The sequence below is a fragment of the Tepidicaulis marinus genome (assembly GCF_000739695.1).
GTDB lineage: Bacteria > Pseudomonadota > Alphaproteobacteria > Parvibaculales > Parvibaculaceae > Tepidicaulis > Tepidicaulis marinus.
Genome location: NZ_BBIO01000004.1, coordinates 204,163 through 218,206, shown reverse-complemented (window position 1 = coordinate 218,206; position 14,044 = coordinate 204,163). Strand labels below are relative to the sequence as shown.

Here is a 14,044-nt window from a genome sequence, read left to right as displayed (position 1 = left end):
GCCTAAACTAGCGCATCTCCACAATGGCGTCGCGGCGAAGATCGCGCAAATGGCGCCGGGCCATCATGGAAAGACGCTGATTGAAGAGGTTGTTTTCTATGTTGTCCCGGGTGATCTGCGCGCCTTGATCGTCCCAGCGATTGCAGACGATGAAGACTTCGATCCCTTGCGGCGTGCGCTGAGGCGGAGCGATTTCACCGGCTTCGCGGGCCTGCAGGAGGCCGCGCAAGGGTTCCTGAATCTGCCCGGCCTCGACTTCCGTCGGCTGGGACGCCTGGGCACCCGGATAGGCAGCCGCTTGCTCGCTAACGCGGGGACAGGTGCGGAAATTGGAAATGAGTTCGTCGGCCTGCGCCCGGCGCGCTTGCACAGCCGGGGCGGGTGCGTCCGGCGCAACCGGAAAGAGCACGCGAATGACTTCGAAACGGTTGCGCAGCGGGTTGGGGCCGTTGCCCTGCTGCTTGTTGATAAGCTGGACGATGTAGAAACCGTTCAATGTTTTGATCGGGTCGGAAATTTCTCCCGGCGACATTTTCACGATTTCATCTGCAATCGGCGAGGGAAGCTGACTGGCGGCAAGCCAGCCGATGTCACCGCCTGCGGCCGCCGTTGCCGACTGGCTGAACTGCGCGGCCACGGCGGGAAAGGGAACGCCCTGGCGCATTTGCTCGACGAGGCGGCGCGCGCCGTTTTGCATTTCCCGTTCTTGGGCCGCGTTCTCGAAACCGAGATAAATCTCGGCAACATGATATTGCACCTGATTGGCTTCCTGCTCGATCTGGCGCATCTTCTCATCCACTTCCTGATCCCCGATCGTGACCAGGGGCGCGAAGCGGTTGCTGATTACCTTGTTCCAGGCGATATCGGCATAGATTTGCGAGCGCAGGGTTTCGATGTCGATGTCGTTGGCTTTCAGAAATTCGGTGATTTCTTCCTTACTCCGGTTCGAGCGGGAAGCGACGCGCTCCAGCGCTTCATCGACTTCCTCCTCGCTCACCTCAAGTTCCAGCCGGCGGGCTTCGGCTACTTGAAGCTTCTCGTCGATCAGGCCGCGCAATACTTGCGAGCGTACCCGTTCGATATTTTCCGGCGTGGCGGGCAGGCTTGAGGTGGACAGCACCAGCTTCATGCGCTGCTCGACATCGTAGCGCGAGACGACGCGGTCGTTCACGACGGCGGCAATCCCCTGCACATCCTGGCCAAGGGCGGGGATGGCGGGAAGGAGAAAAGATCCTGCCAGGGTCAGGCCGGCGCAGAAAAAGGCGGCTTTAAGCGGAAATATGCGGCGGGCGCTGGGAAAAGACACTGGACGGTACCTGGCTAAGTTCATGATTTTCAAAAGAAATCTTTTTCCGAAAATTCGTTTGGCGGCAGAATAACGTGTCGGGCCGGACTTTCAAATGCCCTTATTGATCGGAAGACGAGGACAGGCCCGAGGAGAAGCCTGCGGTACCCAAATGTTTGAACGTCAGTTGAAGCATGATGGAATTATCCGGCTCGATGTCGCGGTCGCGGAAGAATTCCTGCTGGTAGGCAAGCCCCAGCGCAAAGCACTCATCCTGATAATAAAGACCGAGCTGATTGTTGAGCGTCTGCTGGTTCTCCAGGTCCCGGCGCGTGTAGCCGCGCAGCGACCAGTAATCGGATAGTCTGTAATTCGCATATGCGCTGAGTTCTTCGCGGGTGCCTAGCCGCGCCGATTGAGATGCATCGAAGAATGCGTATGTACCTGATACTGACAAAGGGCCGAGTCGCGTAAATAGATCGACCTCATTGCGCGCGAATGAGAAATCTTCCTCATCGAGGCGGAACCTATGGGCCAGGGAGAAGTTCTCGGACGGGCGGTAGCGCAGCCGGCCGACATAGTCGGATTTTTGTTCCCGCAGGCCGGAATTGGCATCGAATTCCGTATTTTCCCTGAAGCGGAGAGTTTGGCCGATCAGCGCGTCAAAGACGCCGCCATCCTCGCCGTAGAGAGAAAAATTAAGGCCAACATTGGCGCGCGCGCCGCCCTCCCACCGGTCGAGACCTGGGAAGCGGTTGTTTTCGAAGAGATTGATGGCGTCGAACTCGAAGCTGAGTGAGTCTTCGTTCGGAATCTCGTCCGGGTTGCCGCCATTCGGCGCATAGATGAGCTGAACGACAGGTTCGACGACCTGGCGGGTGGAACCGCTACTTCTCACCCAAGGCCAGCGCCATTCAAGACCTGCCGTGGGCAGGCCGCGGACGACGGTCTCGCTATTCGCTTGGCGGGTAGGGGTGATTTGAACGTCGTCCGTATAATAAACGTCACCGCGCAGATCGACAAAAGGCCGGAAGATTTCGCCGGTGCTCGTGACATGACGGCTTTCCCAGCCAAGGGTTGTGGAAAAACGCTGCGAGTCCGTGCCGCGCGCGCGCGTCAAGGACATGATATTCGTATCCCAGGTCAGCTGGCCGCCTAGAATTTTACGTTCCGGTTCAAAGTAGTAATTGACCAACGGCGCAATGATCGGTGTTTCGGCGGAGACATCGTTCGATAGCAGACCTTGGAAGAAAAAACTCTCGCCGAGAAACTCACTGCGTCCGTCAATGCCCTGCACATAAACACGGCTCGTCAGATCGGTTTCATCGGAAAGATCGTAGCGGCGAAGATAAGTATCATCGCTTGTAAGCTCTGTTCTGAAGCCCCAGTTCCAGGTCTCATCGAGCTTGAACTTGCCTTCCGAAAAGAAGCTACCGCGGAAGTCCGTATCGGCCGGCGTGCCGGCTTCGGGGTCCGTTGGCTTGGTGCCCGTAATGTCGAACTCGTATTCACCGCGGTTCGTGCGGTGACGGAATTCTGCCTGGTACAGAATACCTTGCTTGGACGTATAGCGCGGCGCGAGTGTCGCATCCATATTGGGCGCAATCACCCAGTAATAGGGAATTTCGACCTCGGTGCCGAAATCTTCGGAAAAGCCGAGGCTGGGAAAAAGAAAGCCGGACTGGCGTTCGACGGTCGGGTCGGGGTGAGAAAAGAACGGTACATAAGCGACCGGGATACCGAAGAACTCGAAGAACGCATCCTCGTAGATGATCTGCTGTTCTTTTTGGTTGTGAATGACTTTATAGGATTTGATCTGCCATAGCGGTTCTGCGCCTTCCGCCTCGCAAACCTCGCAAGGGCTGAAGACACCCTTGTGGAAGGTCGTCAGGTTGCCGCCCGAGCGTTTGGCCTCGACCGCGGTGATGCGGGTATTGTCCACCATGAGAACCGAGAGGCTTTCGGCAAAACCTTCTCCGAGCTCGTCGGAGAGCCGGGTTCGGTCGGCAAAAAACACATCGCCGGTGGGTTCCAATATGCGGATATTGCCTTCGGCGGTGACGATACCGGTTTTTTGTTCGTAAGTAACTTTATCGGCAAAGAGGATGCGGGGGCCGTAGACAATCTCGACATTGCCTTTGGCGGTCACGACTTCGGTGTCGCGATTGTAAATCAGTTCATCGGCCTGAAGCAGGACCTCGCCCGTTTCCTCGAGTGTGGCGGGGGTATTCCGGACCGGCGCGGCGTGGGCCGCAGCGCTCACGAAGAGCCCTGCCGACAGCCAGAGCGAGACGGCTTTCAGCCGCTTCTTCGCATTTTTCCCCCCGCGTGCGGGAAACGCTTTCCGCACTATCCGTCCTCCAAATGAAACAATGCTGCAAGCCCCACCAAGGCCGTGAAGATGGCCGGCGCCCAAGCTGCCAGAAATGGCGGAATGATGCCAGAACTCCCTAGCGCCAAAGAGAGTTTTGTGAAGAAAAAGAAGATAAACCCCGTAAAGATGGCGCCAAGGACCAGCTGCCCGAAACCGCCGAGACGGGAAATGCGCATGGAAAAGATCGCGGCGACGATCACCATGGTGCAGAGCAGGAAGGGGCTCGAAATCAGCGAGTGCAGGTGAATGCGGTGCCGGAGCACGGAAAACCCGGCCTTGTCTGCAACGGCAATGAAATGGGGAAGATCCCAGAAAGATATGGTCTCGGGCCCGGCAAAGCTTTCCTGCACCTGTTCTTTTTGCAGGTCGGTGGGAAGACGGAACGTCTCATAGAACCGGCTTGGCTGGTCCGGCTGCGTTACCCAGGCATTGGTTAGTGTCCAGAAACCTGCCTCAAGCGCCGCCGCTTCGGCATCGATTCGTCCGGCAAAGGAATCATCCGGCGCATACTGGAAGACGATGACCTCCCGCAGCTGAATTTTATTGGCTTGGCTGCCCCGCAAGGCATGGACGACGGTTTTCCCCGAGCTTGTCGCTTCACGCAGCCAGAGCCCGGTTTCCGCTACGGAGAGGAGACTCGCCTTGCCTTTGATGTAGCGTGCCTCAAGCTGCTCGAAACGGCCCGTCAAAGTGGCGGCAACGGGATTGTAGACGGTGATGCTGAAAACCCCGATCGCAAAGGCCACGCAGAGTGCCGGTGCAAGAAACTGCCAGGCGGAAACGCCGGCAGCGCGGGTCACGACCAGCTCACTGCTTCGGCTAAGGCGCAAGAGAGAGGCCATACCGCCGAGAAGAACGGCAAAGGGCAAAAGCTGGATGCCGAGATTGGGCAGCCGCAGCAAGGCCATGGTCAGCACGGTCGCGAAGGTGATGCCTTCTTTGTTGGCCGTGCGGCGCAACAGCTCGACCATATCTGCAAGAAAGACGATGGCAAGGCAGATGATGAAGGCCGCCATGACCGCCATGAAAAACTGCCGGCTGAGATAGCGGGTGAGCGTCCAGGAAACGAACATGGGGCTTAGACCTCCGCCGTAACTGGGCGCCGGTAGAAGCGAAGCTTCACTCCAGCTTTGCGGAAAAGGTCGGGCCTGAGGATCATGGCAAGAGATACCAAAATGACCGCGATGGGCACGGCGTAAAGCGCAATGGCCAGAAGCGGTGTCTTGACGGTCAGGTTCTGTATACCAAGGCAAAGAATGCGCACCAGGATGGCGACAGTCACCGCGCCGATAATCCGCACTGCATAGCCGCGCCGGTTGAACTCCGCCGAAATCAGGCTGGCGAGCGCAATGGCGGCGAACATGAGCGGATGGAGCAGCGTTGAGAGGCGCTGATGCGCTTCAGCGAAAAGCTCGGGATAGTAATTCTGTCCATATACGTCGTCCTCGGCGGGCCAAAGAAGCTCATGGAAGAAGCGTTCCGAGGCCTCGTAATAAACGTCCTCCGGATCGCCCGCGAGATAGGCAAGGTCGTAGGTGTATTTGTCGAAATAAAGCAGCGTGATGGACGGGCCTTCATCGGTCTTGATGGTGCGCTGAATATTACCGTTGAACATCAAAAGCCGCGGACCGGCATCCGATTTGAGGAGCTGGCCGTTTTCAGCCATGTAGGTCACGGGCTGCATGGGGTCACGGTTGTCATGCACGAGGATGCCCTGGATCGTGCCGCCCGCGCCCTGCTCACGCACGTAGACGGTCAGACCTTGAGAGGGATTATTAAACTGTCCTTCCCGGATCACCGCTGTAATTACATCGGTGCGGATCTCCTGAACGCGTGTCGCCACTTCGCGAAGTCCGGCGGGGCTGAGAAACATGCTGAATGATACGAGCAAAAGCGAAACGGCAAGCGAGATGAAAATGACGGGCCGGGCGATGCCCCAGCGGCTAATGCCGGCGGAGAACATCACCACAAGCTCGCTATCCGAATAAAGCCGGTGCAGGGCATAAAGAACGGCGAAGAAAAACGCGATGGGCAGAATGATGGTGATGACGCTCGGCATGGCGAGCATGGTCAGGACAAAGTAGGTCCCGGCCGATTGGCCCTGCATCACGACCACGTCGAGCAGGCGCAGCGCCTGAGTGAGCCAGATGATGCCGGTCAGAATGAGCGTTGCCACGGCGAAGGGGCCGGCAATCTGAGTGATGATGTAGCGGGACAAACCCCTCATTGTCGGCCCTTCATTAAGTCGGTATCCGTCTCGGCTGCGCTGGCGCTTTTCAGGCCGCCTTGCGGCGGAAATCCCGGCTCCTTCAAGGAGCCCCTTTTTTACCCCCCGAATTCCGATAGGATAGCCCGCTAAGCGACCGGAATGGTTAGTATAAATAAATGCGCCCGCCGCGCGACCTTATCCTGGACATCCGTCCGTTAAGGGCGCGTGTAGCGGTTTCCTGGTGCAAAAACAATGAGGGTCTCATGAACATCTCTTTTGCCGATCATTCGCTGCCGCGCGCCGGCGTGCTGCTGCTTACCGCCCCCAAGGGAACGACATTTAAGGGCCGGCTGGCCGAAATCGACAAAAAAACCGGCGGAACCCTCAAAAAAGCGGCGAAAGCGGTCAATTTCGACGGAAAAAAGGGCAGTTTCGTTGAGCTTTTGGCGCCGAAAGGTGTCTCGGCGGCGCGCCTCGTCATTCTGGGGCTCGGCGATCCGGCGGAACTGACGCCGACGGAAGCGGAAAATCTGGGCGGCAAGATCGCCGCCCGCTTTGCCGAGGGCACGGACAAGGAGCTTGCCATCTGGCTCGATGAGACCAAAGGCCTCACGCTGGAAATGGATGAACTGGTCGCCCGGCTCGCCTTCGGCATGAAGCTGCGCGCCTACCGATTCGACAAATACAAGACCAAGAAGAAAGACGAGAACGGCAAGGTCAAACTCGCCAAGGCCGTCATCATGTCGGATGCGACGGCGAAAGCGCGGCGTACCTTCTCCGATCTCGCCAAACTCGCCGACGGTATTTTCTTCGCCCGCGATCTCGTCAACGAGCCTGCCAACATCCTTCATCCGGAAGAATTCGCCGCGCGCGTGAAGGAGATGAGCGAGCTTGGCCTAAAGATCGAAGTGCTCGGCGAAAAGCAGATGGAAAAACTCGGCATGGGCGCGCTGCTCGGCGTGGGGCAGGGCTCGCGCCGGGAAAGCCAGCTCGTCGTCATGCGCTGGGAAGGCGGCAAAAAGGGTGAACAGCCCATCGCCTTTATCGGCAAGGGGGTCTGCTTCGACACCGGCGGCATTTCCATCAAGCCGGCCGCCAGCATGGAAGACATGAAGGGCGATATGGGCGGGGCGGCCTGTGTGGCCGGTTTGATGCGCGCGCTTGCGGGCCGCAAGGCGAAGGTGAATGCGATCGGCGTCATCGGGCTCGTGGAGAACATGCCCGACGGCAATGCGCAGCGCCCGGGCGATATCGTCACCTCCATGTCGGGCCAAACCATCGAAGTGATCAACACCGACGCAGAAGGCCGTCTCGTGCTGTGCGACGCGCTCTGGTATACGCAGGACCGCTTCAAGCCGAAATTCATGATCGATTTGGCGACACTGACGGGTGCCATCATGATCTCGCTCGGCCAGGAATATGCGGGGCTCTTCTCGAACGATGACGAGCTTTCCGACCAGCTCTTCAATGTGGGCGAGCGTGAAGGCGAAAAGGTCTGGCGCATGCCCATGGGCCCTGCCTATGACAAGATGATCGACAGCAAATTCGCGGACATGAAAAATGTCGGCGGCCGTTTCGGCGGCTCGATCACGGCGGCGCAGTTCCTGCAGCGCTTCGTCAACGATGTGCCCTGGGTCCATCTCGACATTGCCGGCACGGCCATGTCCTCGCCCGCCAGCGACATCAACACGAGCTGGGGATCGGGCTATGGCGTGCGCCTGCTCGACCGGCTGGTCGCCAGCCATTACGAGGGCTGAGACTTTGGCCGAGGTGCTTTTCTATCATCTCATGCAAATGCCGCTCGAGCGGGTTCTGCCGGACCTGCTCGAGCGCTCGCTGCAGCGCGGCTGGCGCGCGGTGGTGCAAGTGGGAAGCGAAGAACGCCTCGAACCGCTCAACAGCGTGCTTTGGACGTATAAGGACGATAGTTTTCTGCCCCATGGCACGCGGGCGGACGGACCGCCCGAGATGCAGCCCGTCTTCCTGACCGCGCAGGATGAAAACCCGAACGCGGCGAATGTGCTTTTCCTGGTGGACGGGGCGCCGGCGGGAGATCTGACCCCGTACGAGCGCGTGGTGCTGCTTTTCGACGGCAATAACCCGGAAGCGGTGACGAAAGCCCGCACCGACTGGCAGCAGATCAAGGCCGGCGGCCATGACGCCACCTATTGGCAGCAAAGCGATCAAGGACGCTGGGAGAAAAAAGCCTGACGCTTGGTTGAAATATTTTATCCCCGCTTGAATGGCGGGCGGAAATGGCCATTTGCGTTAGACGTCATTGGCACGGCATAGGAGGGGGAGTTCCATGTCCAAAGGTAAGCTCATATCGGCCATTGTCGCGCTGCTCGTGATCGTGCTCGGCGCGGCCTATTACTGGTATGTGGTGGAAAGCCATGTGCCGGAAGATCCGCAATTCTCTCTCAACATCGAAACGCTGCGGGAGAAGGCGAATGCCGTTTCCGGCGAAAAACCCACGGCGATCGCGGTGGAGCATGTGGGCTCGCTTGAATTTCCGGGCGCCGCCGTGATCTCGGGCGGCGAATGGTCCATGCGGGAAATGGCGGTCTATTCCTACAAGATCATCTTCCCGGGCGGACATATCGTGGTCGATACGGCAGCCGAGCCCAGCCAAGCGAAAGAGGCAGGCGCCACGGCGGTGAATATGGACTCATACGGGCGCATGATGGCGGCGATGGATAGCGCCGATCATATCGTCATCACCCATGAACACATGGATCACATTGGCGGGCTTGCGGCGGCAGCCGATGGCGAGCGTTTCCGCAGACAAATGACGCTTACCGAAGAACAGCTTGCCTTTCCCGCTTACCGCGATCCGGCCCAATTTAAAGAGGGCGCGCTTGAAGGATATGAGCCGCTTGCCTATGAAGGCACATACGCGCTTGCGCCCGGAGTGGTGTTGATCAAGGCGCCGGGCCATACGCCGGGCAGCCAGATGATCTTCGTTCAGCTTCAAAATGGCAGCGAGTATTTGATGATCGGGGATATCGCCTGGCATTTCGACAGCGTGACCACGATGAAAGCGCGGCCCCGTTTCGTCAGCTATAATTTCCTCAATGAAGACCGCGACATGGTGCATTGGGAACTGGCGGAACTCAAACGCCTGCACGAGGAAGAACCCGGCATCATCATGATGGCGGGGCACGACCGGGCGCTGGTCGAGGGCTATGTCGAAGAAGGAAAACTGCGCGCGGGGTTCTAGGCATTGATGAGTGGAGAAGCGCGTTTGCCTTGCGTCTATATGCTGACCAACCGGCCCGGCGGCACGCTTTATGCCGGTGTCACGCGCGATGTGATCCGGCGTGTCTGGGAACATAAAACGGATGCGGTGGACGGGTTCAGCAAAAAGTATCAGTTGCATACGCTCGTTTATGCGGAGTTTCACGCAATCATGCCGGATGCGATTTTACGGGAAAAGCAGATCAAAGGATGGCGCCGCGCCTGGAAAGTGGCGTTGATCGAGAAAGATAATCCACAGTGGCGGGATATCTACGAAGAGCTTGCCGGCTGATCGTTTTGGGCCTGAGAAAACGGCGGGGAGATTCCGGATCATAAGGCGTGCGGCCGAAAGACTGGCGTCTTTCGGGCTTGCCTAATGTCCGGAATGACGAGTTTTTTTGGGGGGCGTCATTCCGTGCGCGTTGCGGCATGAAATGACGCAATGCAGACACGGAATCTGGAAGCTGTAATTGCTACCCCGCCTTCGCTTCCTGCTGGGCGGTGTCATAGGCCTCGCTGGCGGCGAGCCATTCTTCTTCCAGTTTGGAAATCGTAGCGAGCGTGTCCGCGCGCAGCTTGGCGATCTGCGCGGCCTTGTTCGGGTTCTGCTGGTGAAGGGCGGGGTCGGCGAGCGCCGTTTCCATCTTCTCGACGCCTTTTTGCAGACGGGCCATTTCTTTTTCCGCCGCCGCGATTTTCTTTTTCAGCGGTGAAAGTTCGGCGCGGGCTTGAGCGGCGATGCGGCGGGCGTCTTTCTTTGCGACGATAGCGGCCGCTTCTTCGTCGACATTATTTTTACGCGCGCCGGAGCGCCGGTTGCGGTCGAGCAGCCAGCGTTTATAGGCCTCGATGTCCTCTTCCCAGCGGGAAACGCCGCCTTCGGCGACGATCCAGAGCCGGTCCGCGCAGGTTTCGACCAGATGCGGGTCGTGGCTGATCAGAATGACCGCGCCCTCGTATTCGTTCACCGCCATGACCAAGGCCTCGCGGGAATCGATGTCGAGATGGTTCGTCGGTTCGTCGAGGATGAGGAGATGCGGTTTGTCGAAGGTCGCCACGGCAAAGAGGAGGCGCGTTTTCTCGCCGCCTGAAAGATTTTCGACCAGCGTATCCGCCTTCTCCGCGCCGAAGCCGTAAAAACCGGCGCGGGCGCGCACCTGCGCCTGCGTCGCATCGGGCATCAGCTCGCGGAAATGATCGTAAGGGCTCATCTTCGGTTTGAGCTCGTCGAGCTGATGCTGGGCGATGTACGCGACGCGCAGCTTCTTCGATTTGTAGCAATGGCCCGTCTCGACCCGCAGCCGGTCGGAGAGCAGCTTGGCGAAAGTCGACTTGCCGTTTCCGTTCGCGCCCAAAAGCGCGATGCGGTCATCCTGATCGATGCGTAAATCGAGATCGCGCAGAATGGGCTTGCCGGGCTCGTAGCCAACGCTGGCATGTTCCAGCCGGATGATGGGCGAGGCGAGCGGGCGCTCGGGCGCGGGGAAGTGAAAAGGCTTCACCCGGTCTTCCACGATATCGGCGATGGGCTCGAGTTTGGCGAGCGCCTTCAGGCGGCTTTGTGCTTGGCGCGCTTTGCTGGCCTTGGCGCGGAAGCGCTCGACGAAGGATTCCATGTGGCGGCGCTGGGCTTCCTGCTTCTTTTTATAAGCCATCTGCTGTTCGAGCTTGGCGCGCCGCTCTTTCTCGAACTGGTCGTAGGTGCCCGTGTAATAAGTGAGCTTGCAATTCTCCAGATGCAGAATGCCGTTCACCGCGCGGTTCAGAAGATCGCGGTCGTGGCTGACGATGATGACGGTATGGGGATAGGACTTCAGATAGCTTTCCAGCCATACGGTGCCTTCCAGATCGAGATAGTTCGTCGGCTCGTCGAGCAGCAGAATATCGGGCTGGGAAAAAAGAATGGCGGCAAGCGCGACGCGCATGCGCCAGCCGCCGGAATATTCCGCGCAGGTGCGCCGTTGCGCCGCCTCGTCGAACCCGAGCCCGGCCAGGATCGTCGCCGCGCGGGCAGGCGCACCATGGGCATCGATGTCGGAAAGGCGGGTCTGGATCTCGGCAATGCGATGCGGATCGCGCGCCGTTTCCGCCTCGGCGAGCAGCGCGGCGCGTTCCTCGTCGGCGGCGAGCACATAGTCGATCAGCCGGTCGGGCCCACTGGGAGCTTCCTGAGCCATCATGCCGAGACGGGCGGATTTGGGGATGGATATGCCGCTATCCTCGCCGGGAATTTCACCGGCGATGAGCTTGAGGAGGGTGGATTTGCCCGTCCCGTTGCGCCCGACCAGGCCTACCTTGTGGCCTTTGGGAATGGCCGCGGTGGCATGATCGAGCAGCAGGCGGCCCTCGATGAGATATGTCAGATCGTTAATATGCAGCATTTTGTCGCCTCGGACCCGGCTTCTAGCATGGCCGGGGCGCCTCTGGGCAAGGATTTCCGGCACCCGCGCGATTTTTTGAGCCGCGAGGGCTGTTGCCGCCGCGCCCGCCGCCCGCTATAAGGCGCGCAAATCCTTTCGACCCTCAGGAAACGGGAAAGACTTCACATGGCTGTTCAGCGCACCTTCTCCATCATCAAGCCGGATGCGACCCGCCGGAACATCACGGGCAAGATTATCGACCGGCTGGAAAGCGCGGGCCTGCGCGTCGTCGCGCAAAAACGCGTTCACCTGACCAAGGAGCAGGCGGAAGGCTTCTATGCCGTTCACAAAGAGCGCCCCTTCTTCGGCGAACTGGTCTCCTTCATGATTTCCGGCCCCGTCGTTTTGCAGGTTCTGGAAGGCGAAGATGCCGTTGCCAAGAACCGTGAAGTCATGGGCGCAACGAACCCGAAGGACGCGGCGCCGGGCACGATCCGCGCCGATTTCGCCGAGTCCATCGAAGCCAATTCCGTGCACGGCTCTGATGCGCCGGAAACGGCTGCCGAAGAAATCAAATTCTTCTTCAAGGACGAAGAAATCGTCGGCTAAGGCAGGCGGTTTTGGAAGTTTGGCGGGCGTCCTTCGGGGCGCCCGTTTTGTTTTGTGTGCGGCAAAGGCTGTATGGACCCCGGGTCAAGCCCGGGGTGACACGGAGTGTGTGGTAGGTCTGTCAACAACCACGGCCGTCACCCCGGCCTCCGAGCCGGGGTCCATGGGAGACTGCGCAAGGCTCAGACTGTCGGCACGATCAGCGTGGGCGGCAGGCCTTCGGGGGCGGGGGAGATGACGGCGCGTTCGTTGACGATGCGCACGCGCCCTTCCGCGACAAGGCGCAGGGCGAGGGGGTAGAGCTTATGCTCGGCCTCCAGCACGCGGGCGGCCAGCGTTTCTTCCGTATCGTCCATCATAACGGGCACGGCGGCCTGTGCGATGATGGGGCCTTCGTCCATTTCCGGACGCACATAATGGACCGTTGCGCCGGAAATGCGCACGCCCGCCTCGATGGCGCGGGCATGGACATTGAGGCCCTTGAAGGCGGGCAGAAGAGAAGGGTGGATATTGATCTGCCGGTTCCACCATTTCTCGACGAAGCCGTCCGTCAGGATACGCATGAAACCTGCATTGCAGATGAAATCGGCGCCCGCTTCTTCCAGCGCTTCGCTGAGGCAGGCATCGAACGTGTCGCGTTTGGCAAAGTCGCGGTGATTGATGGCGCGGGCGGGAATGCCTGCTTTCTCCGCGATCTCAAGGCCCTTGGCGCCGGGATTGTTGGAAATCACCGTTACGATCTCGGCGGGAAAATCCGGCGCGGCACAGGCCTCGATCAGCGAGGCAAGATTGCTGCCGCGCCCTGAAATGAGAACGCCGACTTTCATCAGACAGCTCCTGCGGGCGCCGAGCCGAGCTCGCCATTAATGACGACATGGGGGGCGTCCGCGGCGCGCTCTTTCAGCGTGCCGAGGGTGAAGACGGTTTCCCCTTCCCGTTCCAGAAGGGCGGTGACGTCTTTGGCGCGTTCCGCCTCGACAGCGAGGACCATGCCGATGCCGCAATTGAAGGTGCGGCCCATTTCATCGCGCTCGATGCCGCCGAGCTTCATCAGCCAGCGGAAGACGGGGGGCAGCGGCCAGGCCGCGCCGTCGATCTCAGCCATCAGATTGTCGGGCAGGACGCGGGGAATGTTTTCGGTAAAGCCGCCGCCGGTAATATGGGCCATGGCTTTGACCGCGCCCATTTCCCTGATCGCGGCAAGCACCGGCTTCACATAGATGCGGGTGGGGGTGAGCAGCGCCGCGCCGAGCGAGGTGCCGGGGGCGAAGGGGCAGTCCGCGCCATAAGAAAGTTCGTGATCGCTCACCAGGCGGCGCACCAGCGAATAACCGTTGGAGTGAACACCGCTCGAGGCAAGGCCGATGAGCACATCGCCCGCGCCGATATCGGCGCGCGGCAGGAGCGTGCCCCGCTCGGCCGCGCCCACGGCAAAACCGGCAAGGTCATAATCGCCTTCGGCGTACATGCCCGGCATTTCCGCCGTCTCTCCGCCGATCAGCGCGCAGCCGGCCTGGCGGCAGCCATCCGCGATGCCCGCGACCACATCTTCGGCAATGCCGACGGCCAGTTTGCCGGTGGCAAAATAATCGAGGAAGAAAAGCGGCTCAGCGCCCTGCACGATGAGGTCGTTGACGCACATGGCCACGAGGTCGATGCCCACCGTGCCGTGGATGCCGCTTTCGATGGCGATTCGCAGTTTCGTGCCCACCCCGTCATTGGCGGCGACGAGCACCGGATCGCTGAAACCGGCTTCTTTGAGATCGAAAAGGCCGCCGAAACCGCCAAGGCTGCCATCGGCGCCCGAGCGGGCGGTGGAGCGGGCGAGCGGGCCAATGGCTTTGACCAGCGCGTTTCCTGCGTCGATATCGACGCCGGCGTCTTTATAAGTGTAGCGGTTGGGGCGGTCGGACGAGGACATCTCAAGCCTTTATCGAGAGGGAGGCCCGGCATGCGGCCCATGAAGGGGG

The 14,044-nt window shown here is 59.8% G+C and carries 12 protein-coding genes; 5 read left to right on the top strand and 7 right to left on the bottom strand.

All coding sequences use genetic code 11. The features are described from left to right. Window positions 1-7: 7 nt before the first annotated feature. The 4 genes from M2A_RS05875 to lptF all read right to left on the bottom strand — a co-directional run bounded on the left by M2A_RS05875 (window position 8) and on the right by lptF (window position 5,886). On the bottom strand, window positions 8-1,306 hold the full coding sequence (locus M2A_RS05875; RefSeq protein ID WP_045444299.1) for a peptidylprolyl isomerase: 1,299 nt from the start codon (window positions 1,304-1,306) through the stop codon (window positions 8-10). Window positions 1,307-1,406: 100 nt separating this feature from the next. Then, a complete protein-coding gene (locus M2A_RS05870) occupies window positions 1,407-3,635 on the bottom strand; it encodes an LPS-assembly protein LptD (RefSeq protein ID WP_045444296.1) in 2,229 nt (742 codons plus the stop codon). Further along, a complete protein-coding gene (gene lptG, locus M2A_RS05865) occupies window positions 3,635-4,732 on the bottom strand; it encodes an LPS export ABC transporter permease LptG (RefSeq protein WP_045444293.1) in 1,098 nt (365 codons plus the stop codon). Before lptG ends, M2A_RS05870 begins: the two co-directional genes overlap by 1 nt. A gap of 5 nt (window positions 4,733-4,737) precedes the next feature. Then, window positions 4,738-5,886, bottom strand: coding sequence for an LPS export ABC transporter permease LptF (lptF, locus tag M2A_RS05860; protein ID WP_081875419.1), 1,149 nt, complete (start codon window positions 5,884-5,886; stop codon window positions 4,738-4,740). 245 nt (window positions 5,887-6,131) lie between these two features. On the opposite strand from lptF, the gene M2A_RS05855 reads away from it, so the two are divergent. The 4 genes from M2A_RS05855 (at window position 6,132) to M2A_RS05840 (ending at window position 9,397) form a co-directional block, all read left to right on the top strand. Beyond that, window positions 6,132-7,625 (top strand): leucyl aminopeptidase, encoded by a 1,494-nt coding sequence (locus M2A_RS05855; protein WP_052379241.1) that lies wholly within the window; start codon window positions 6,132-6,134, stop codon window positions 7,623-7,625. Between the two features lie 4 nt (window positions 7,626-7,629). Next, window positions 7,630-8,079, top strand: a complete 450-nt coding sequence (locus M2A_RS05850) for a DNA polymerase III subunit chi (RefSeq protein ID WP_045444288.1) — start codon at window positions 7,630-7,632, stop codon at window positions 8,077-8,079. 94 nt (window positions 8,080-8,173) lie between these two features. After that, window positions 8,174-9,088: an MBL fold metallo-hydrolase gene (locus M2A_RS05845; RefSeq protein ID WP_045444285.1), complete on the top strand. Its 915-nt coding sequence runs from the start codon at window positions 8,174-8,176 to the stop codon at window positions 9,086-9,088. Between the two features lie 6 nt (window positions 9,089-9,094). After that, on the top strand, window positions 9,095-9,397 hold the full coding sequence (locus tag M2A_RS05840) for a GIY-YIG nuclease family protein (protein ID WP_045444282.1): 303 nt from the start codon (window positions 9,095-9,097) through the stop codon (window positions 9,395-9,397). A 181-nt stretch (window positions 9,398-9,578) separates the two neighbouring features. Here the strand turns inward: M2A_RS05840 and M2A_RS05835 are convergent, their stop codons facing one another. Further along, on the bottom strand, window positions 9,579-11,486 hold the full coding sequence (locus M2A_RS05835) for an ABC-F family ATP-binding cassette domain-containing protein (protein WP_045444280.1): 1,908 nt from the start codon (window positions 11,484-11,486) through the stop codon (window positions 9,579-9,581). Window positions 11,487-11,651: 165 nt separating this feature from the next. On the opposite strand from M2A_RS05835, the gene ndk reads away from it, so the two are divergent. Continuing rightward, window positions 11,652-12,074 carry a nucleoside-diphosphate kinase gene (gene ndk, locus M2A_RS05830; RefSeq protein ID WP_045444277.1) on the top strand — a complete coding sequence of 141 codons (423 nt, stop codon included), beginning with the start codon at window positions 11,652-11,654 and terminating at the stop codon, window positions 12,072-12,074. A 182-nt stretch (window positions 12,075-12,256) separates the two neighbouring features. Here the strand turns inward: ndk and purN are convergent, their stop codons facing one another. Next, on the bottom strand, window positions 12,257-12,901 hold the full coding sequence (purN, locus tag M2A_RS05825) for a phosphoribosylglycinamide formyltransferase (protein WP_045444274.1): 645 nt from the start codon (window positions 12,899-12,901) through the stop codon (window positions 12,257-12,259). Continuing rightward, entirely contained in the window at window positions 12,901-13,995 is a 1,095-nt protein-coding gene (gene purM / locus M2A_RS05820) for a phosphoribosylformylglycinamidine cyclo-ligase (protein WP_045444272.1), read from the bottom strand. The genes purN and purM overlap by 1 nt, the downstream gene beginning before the upstream one ends. Window positions 13,996-14,044 lie beyond the last annotated feature (49 nt).

Coding starts and splice junctions, on each gene's coding strand:
- lptG (WP_045444293.1), bottom strand. CDS start 4,732: ATGTTCGTTTCCTGGACGCTCACCCGCTATCTCAGCCGGCAGTTTTTC.
- lptF (WP_081875419.1), bottom strand. CDS start 5,886: ATGAGGGGTTTGTCCCGCTACATCATCACTCAGATTGCCGGCCCCTTC.
- M2A_RS05855 (WP_052379241.1), top strand. CDS start 6,132: ATGAACATCTCTTTTGCCGATCATTCGCTGCCGCGCGCCGGCGTGCTG.
- M2A_RS05845 (WP_045444285.1), top strand. CDS start 8,174: ATGTCCAAAGGTAAGCTCATATCGGCCATTGTCGCGCTGCTCGTGATC.
- M2A_RS05840 (WP_045444282.1), top strand. CDS start 9,095: ATGAGTGGAGAAGCGCGTTTGCCTTGCGTCTATATGCTGACCAACCGG.
- M2A_RS05835 (WP_045444280.1), bottom strand. CDS start 11,486: ATGCTGCATATTAACGATCTGACATATCTCATCGAGGGCCGCCTGCTG.
- ndk (WP_045444277.1), top strand. CDS start 11,652: ATGGCTGTTCAGCGCACCTTCTCCATCATCAAGCCGGATGCGACCCGC.
- purN (WP_045444274.1), bottom strand. CDS start 12,901: ATGAAAGTCGGCGTTCTCATTTCAGGGCGCGGCAGCAATCTTGCCTCG.
- purM (WP_045444272.1), bottom strand. CDS start 13,995: ATGTCCTCGTCCGACCGCCCCAACCGCTACACTTATAAAGACGCCGGC.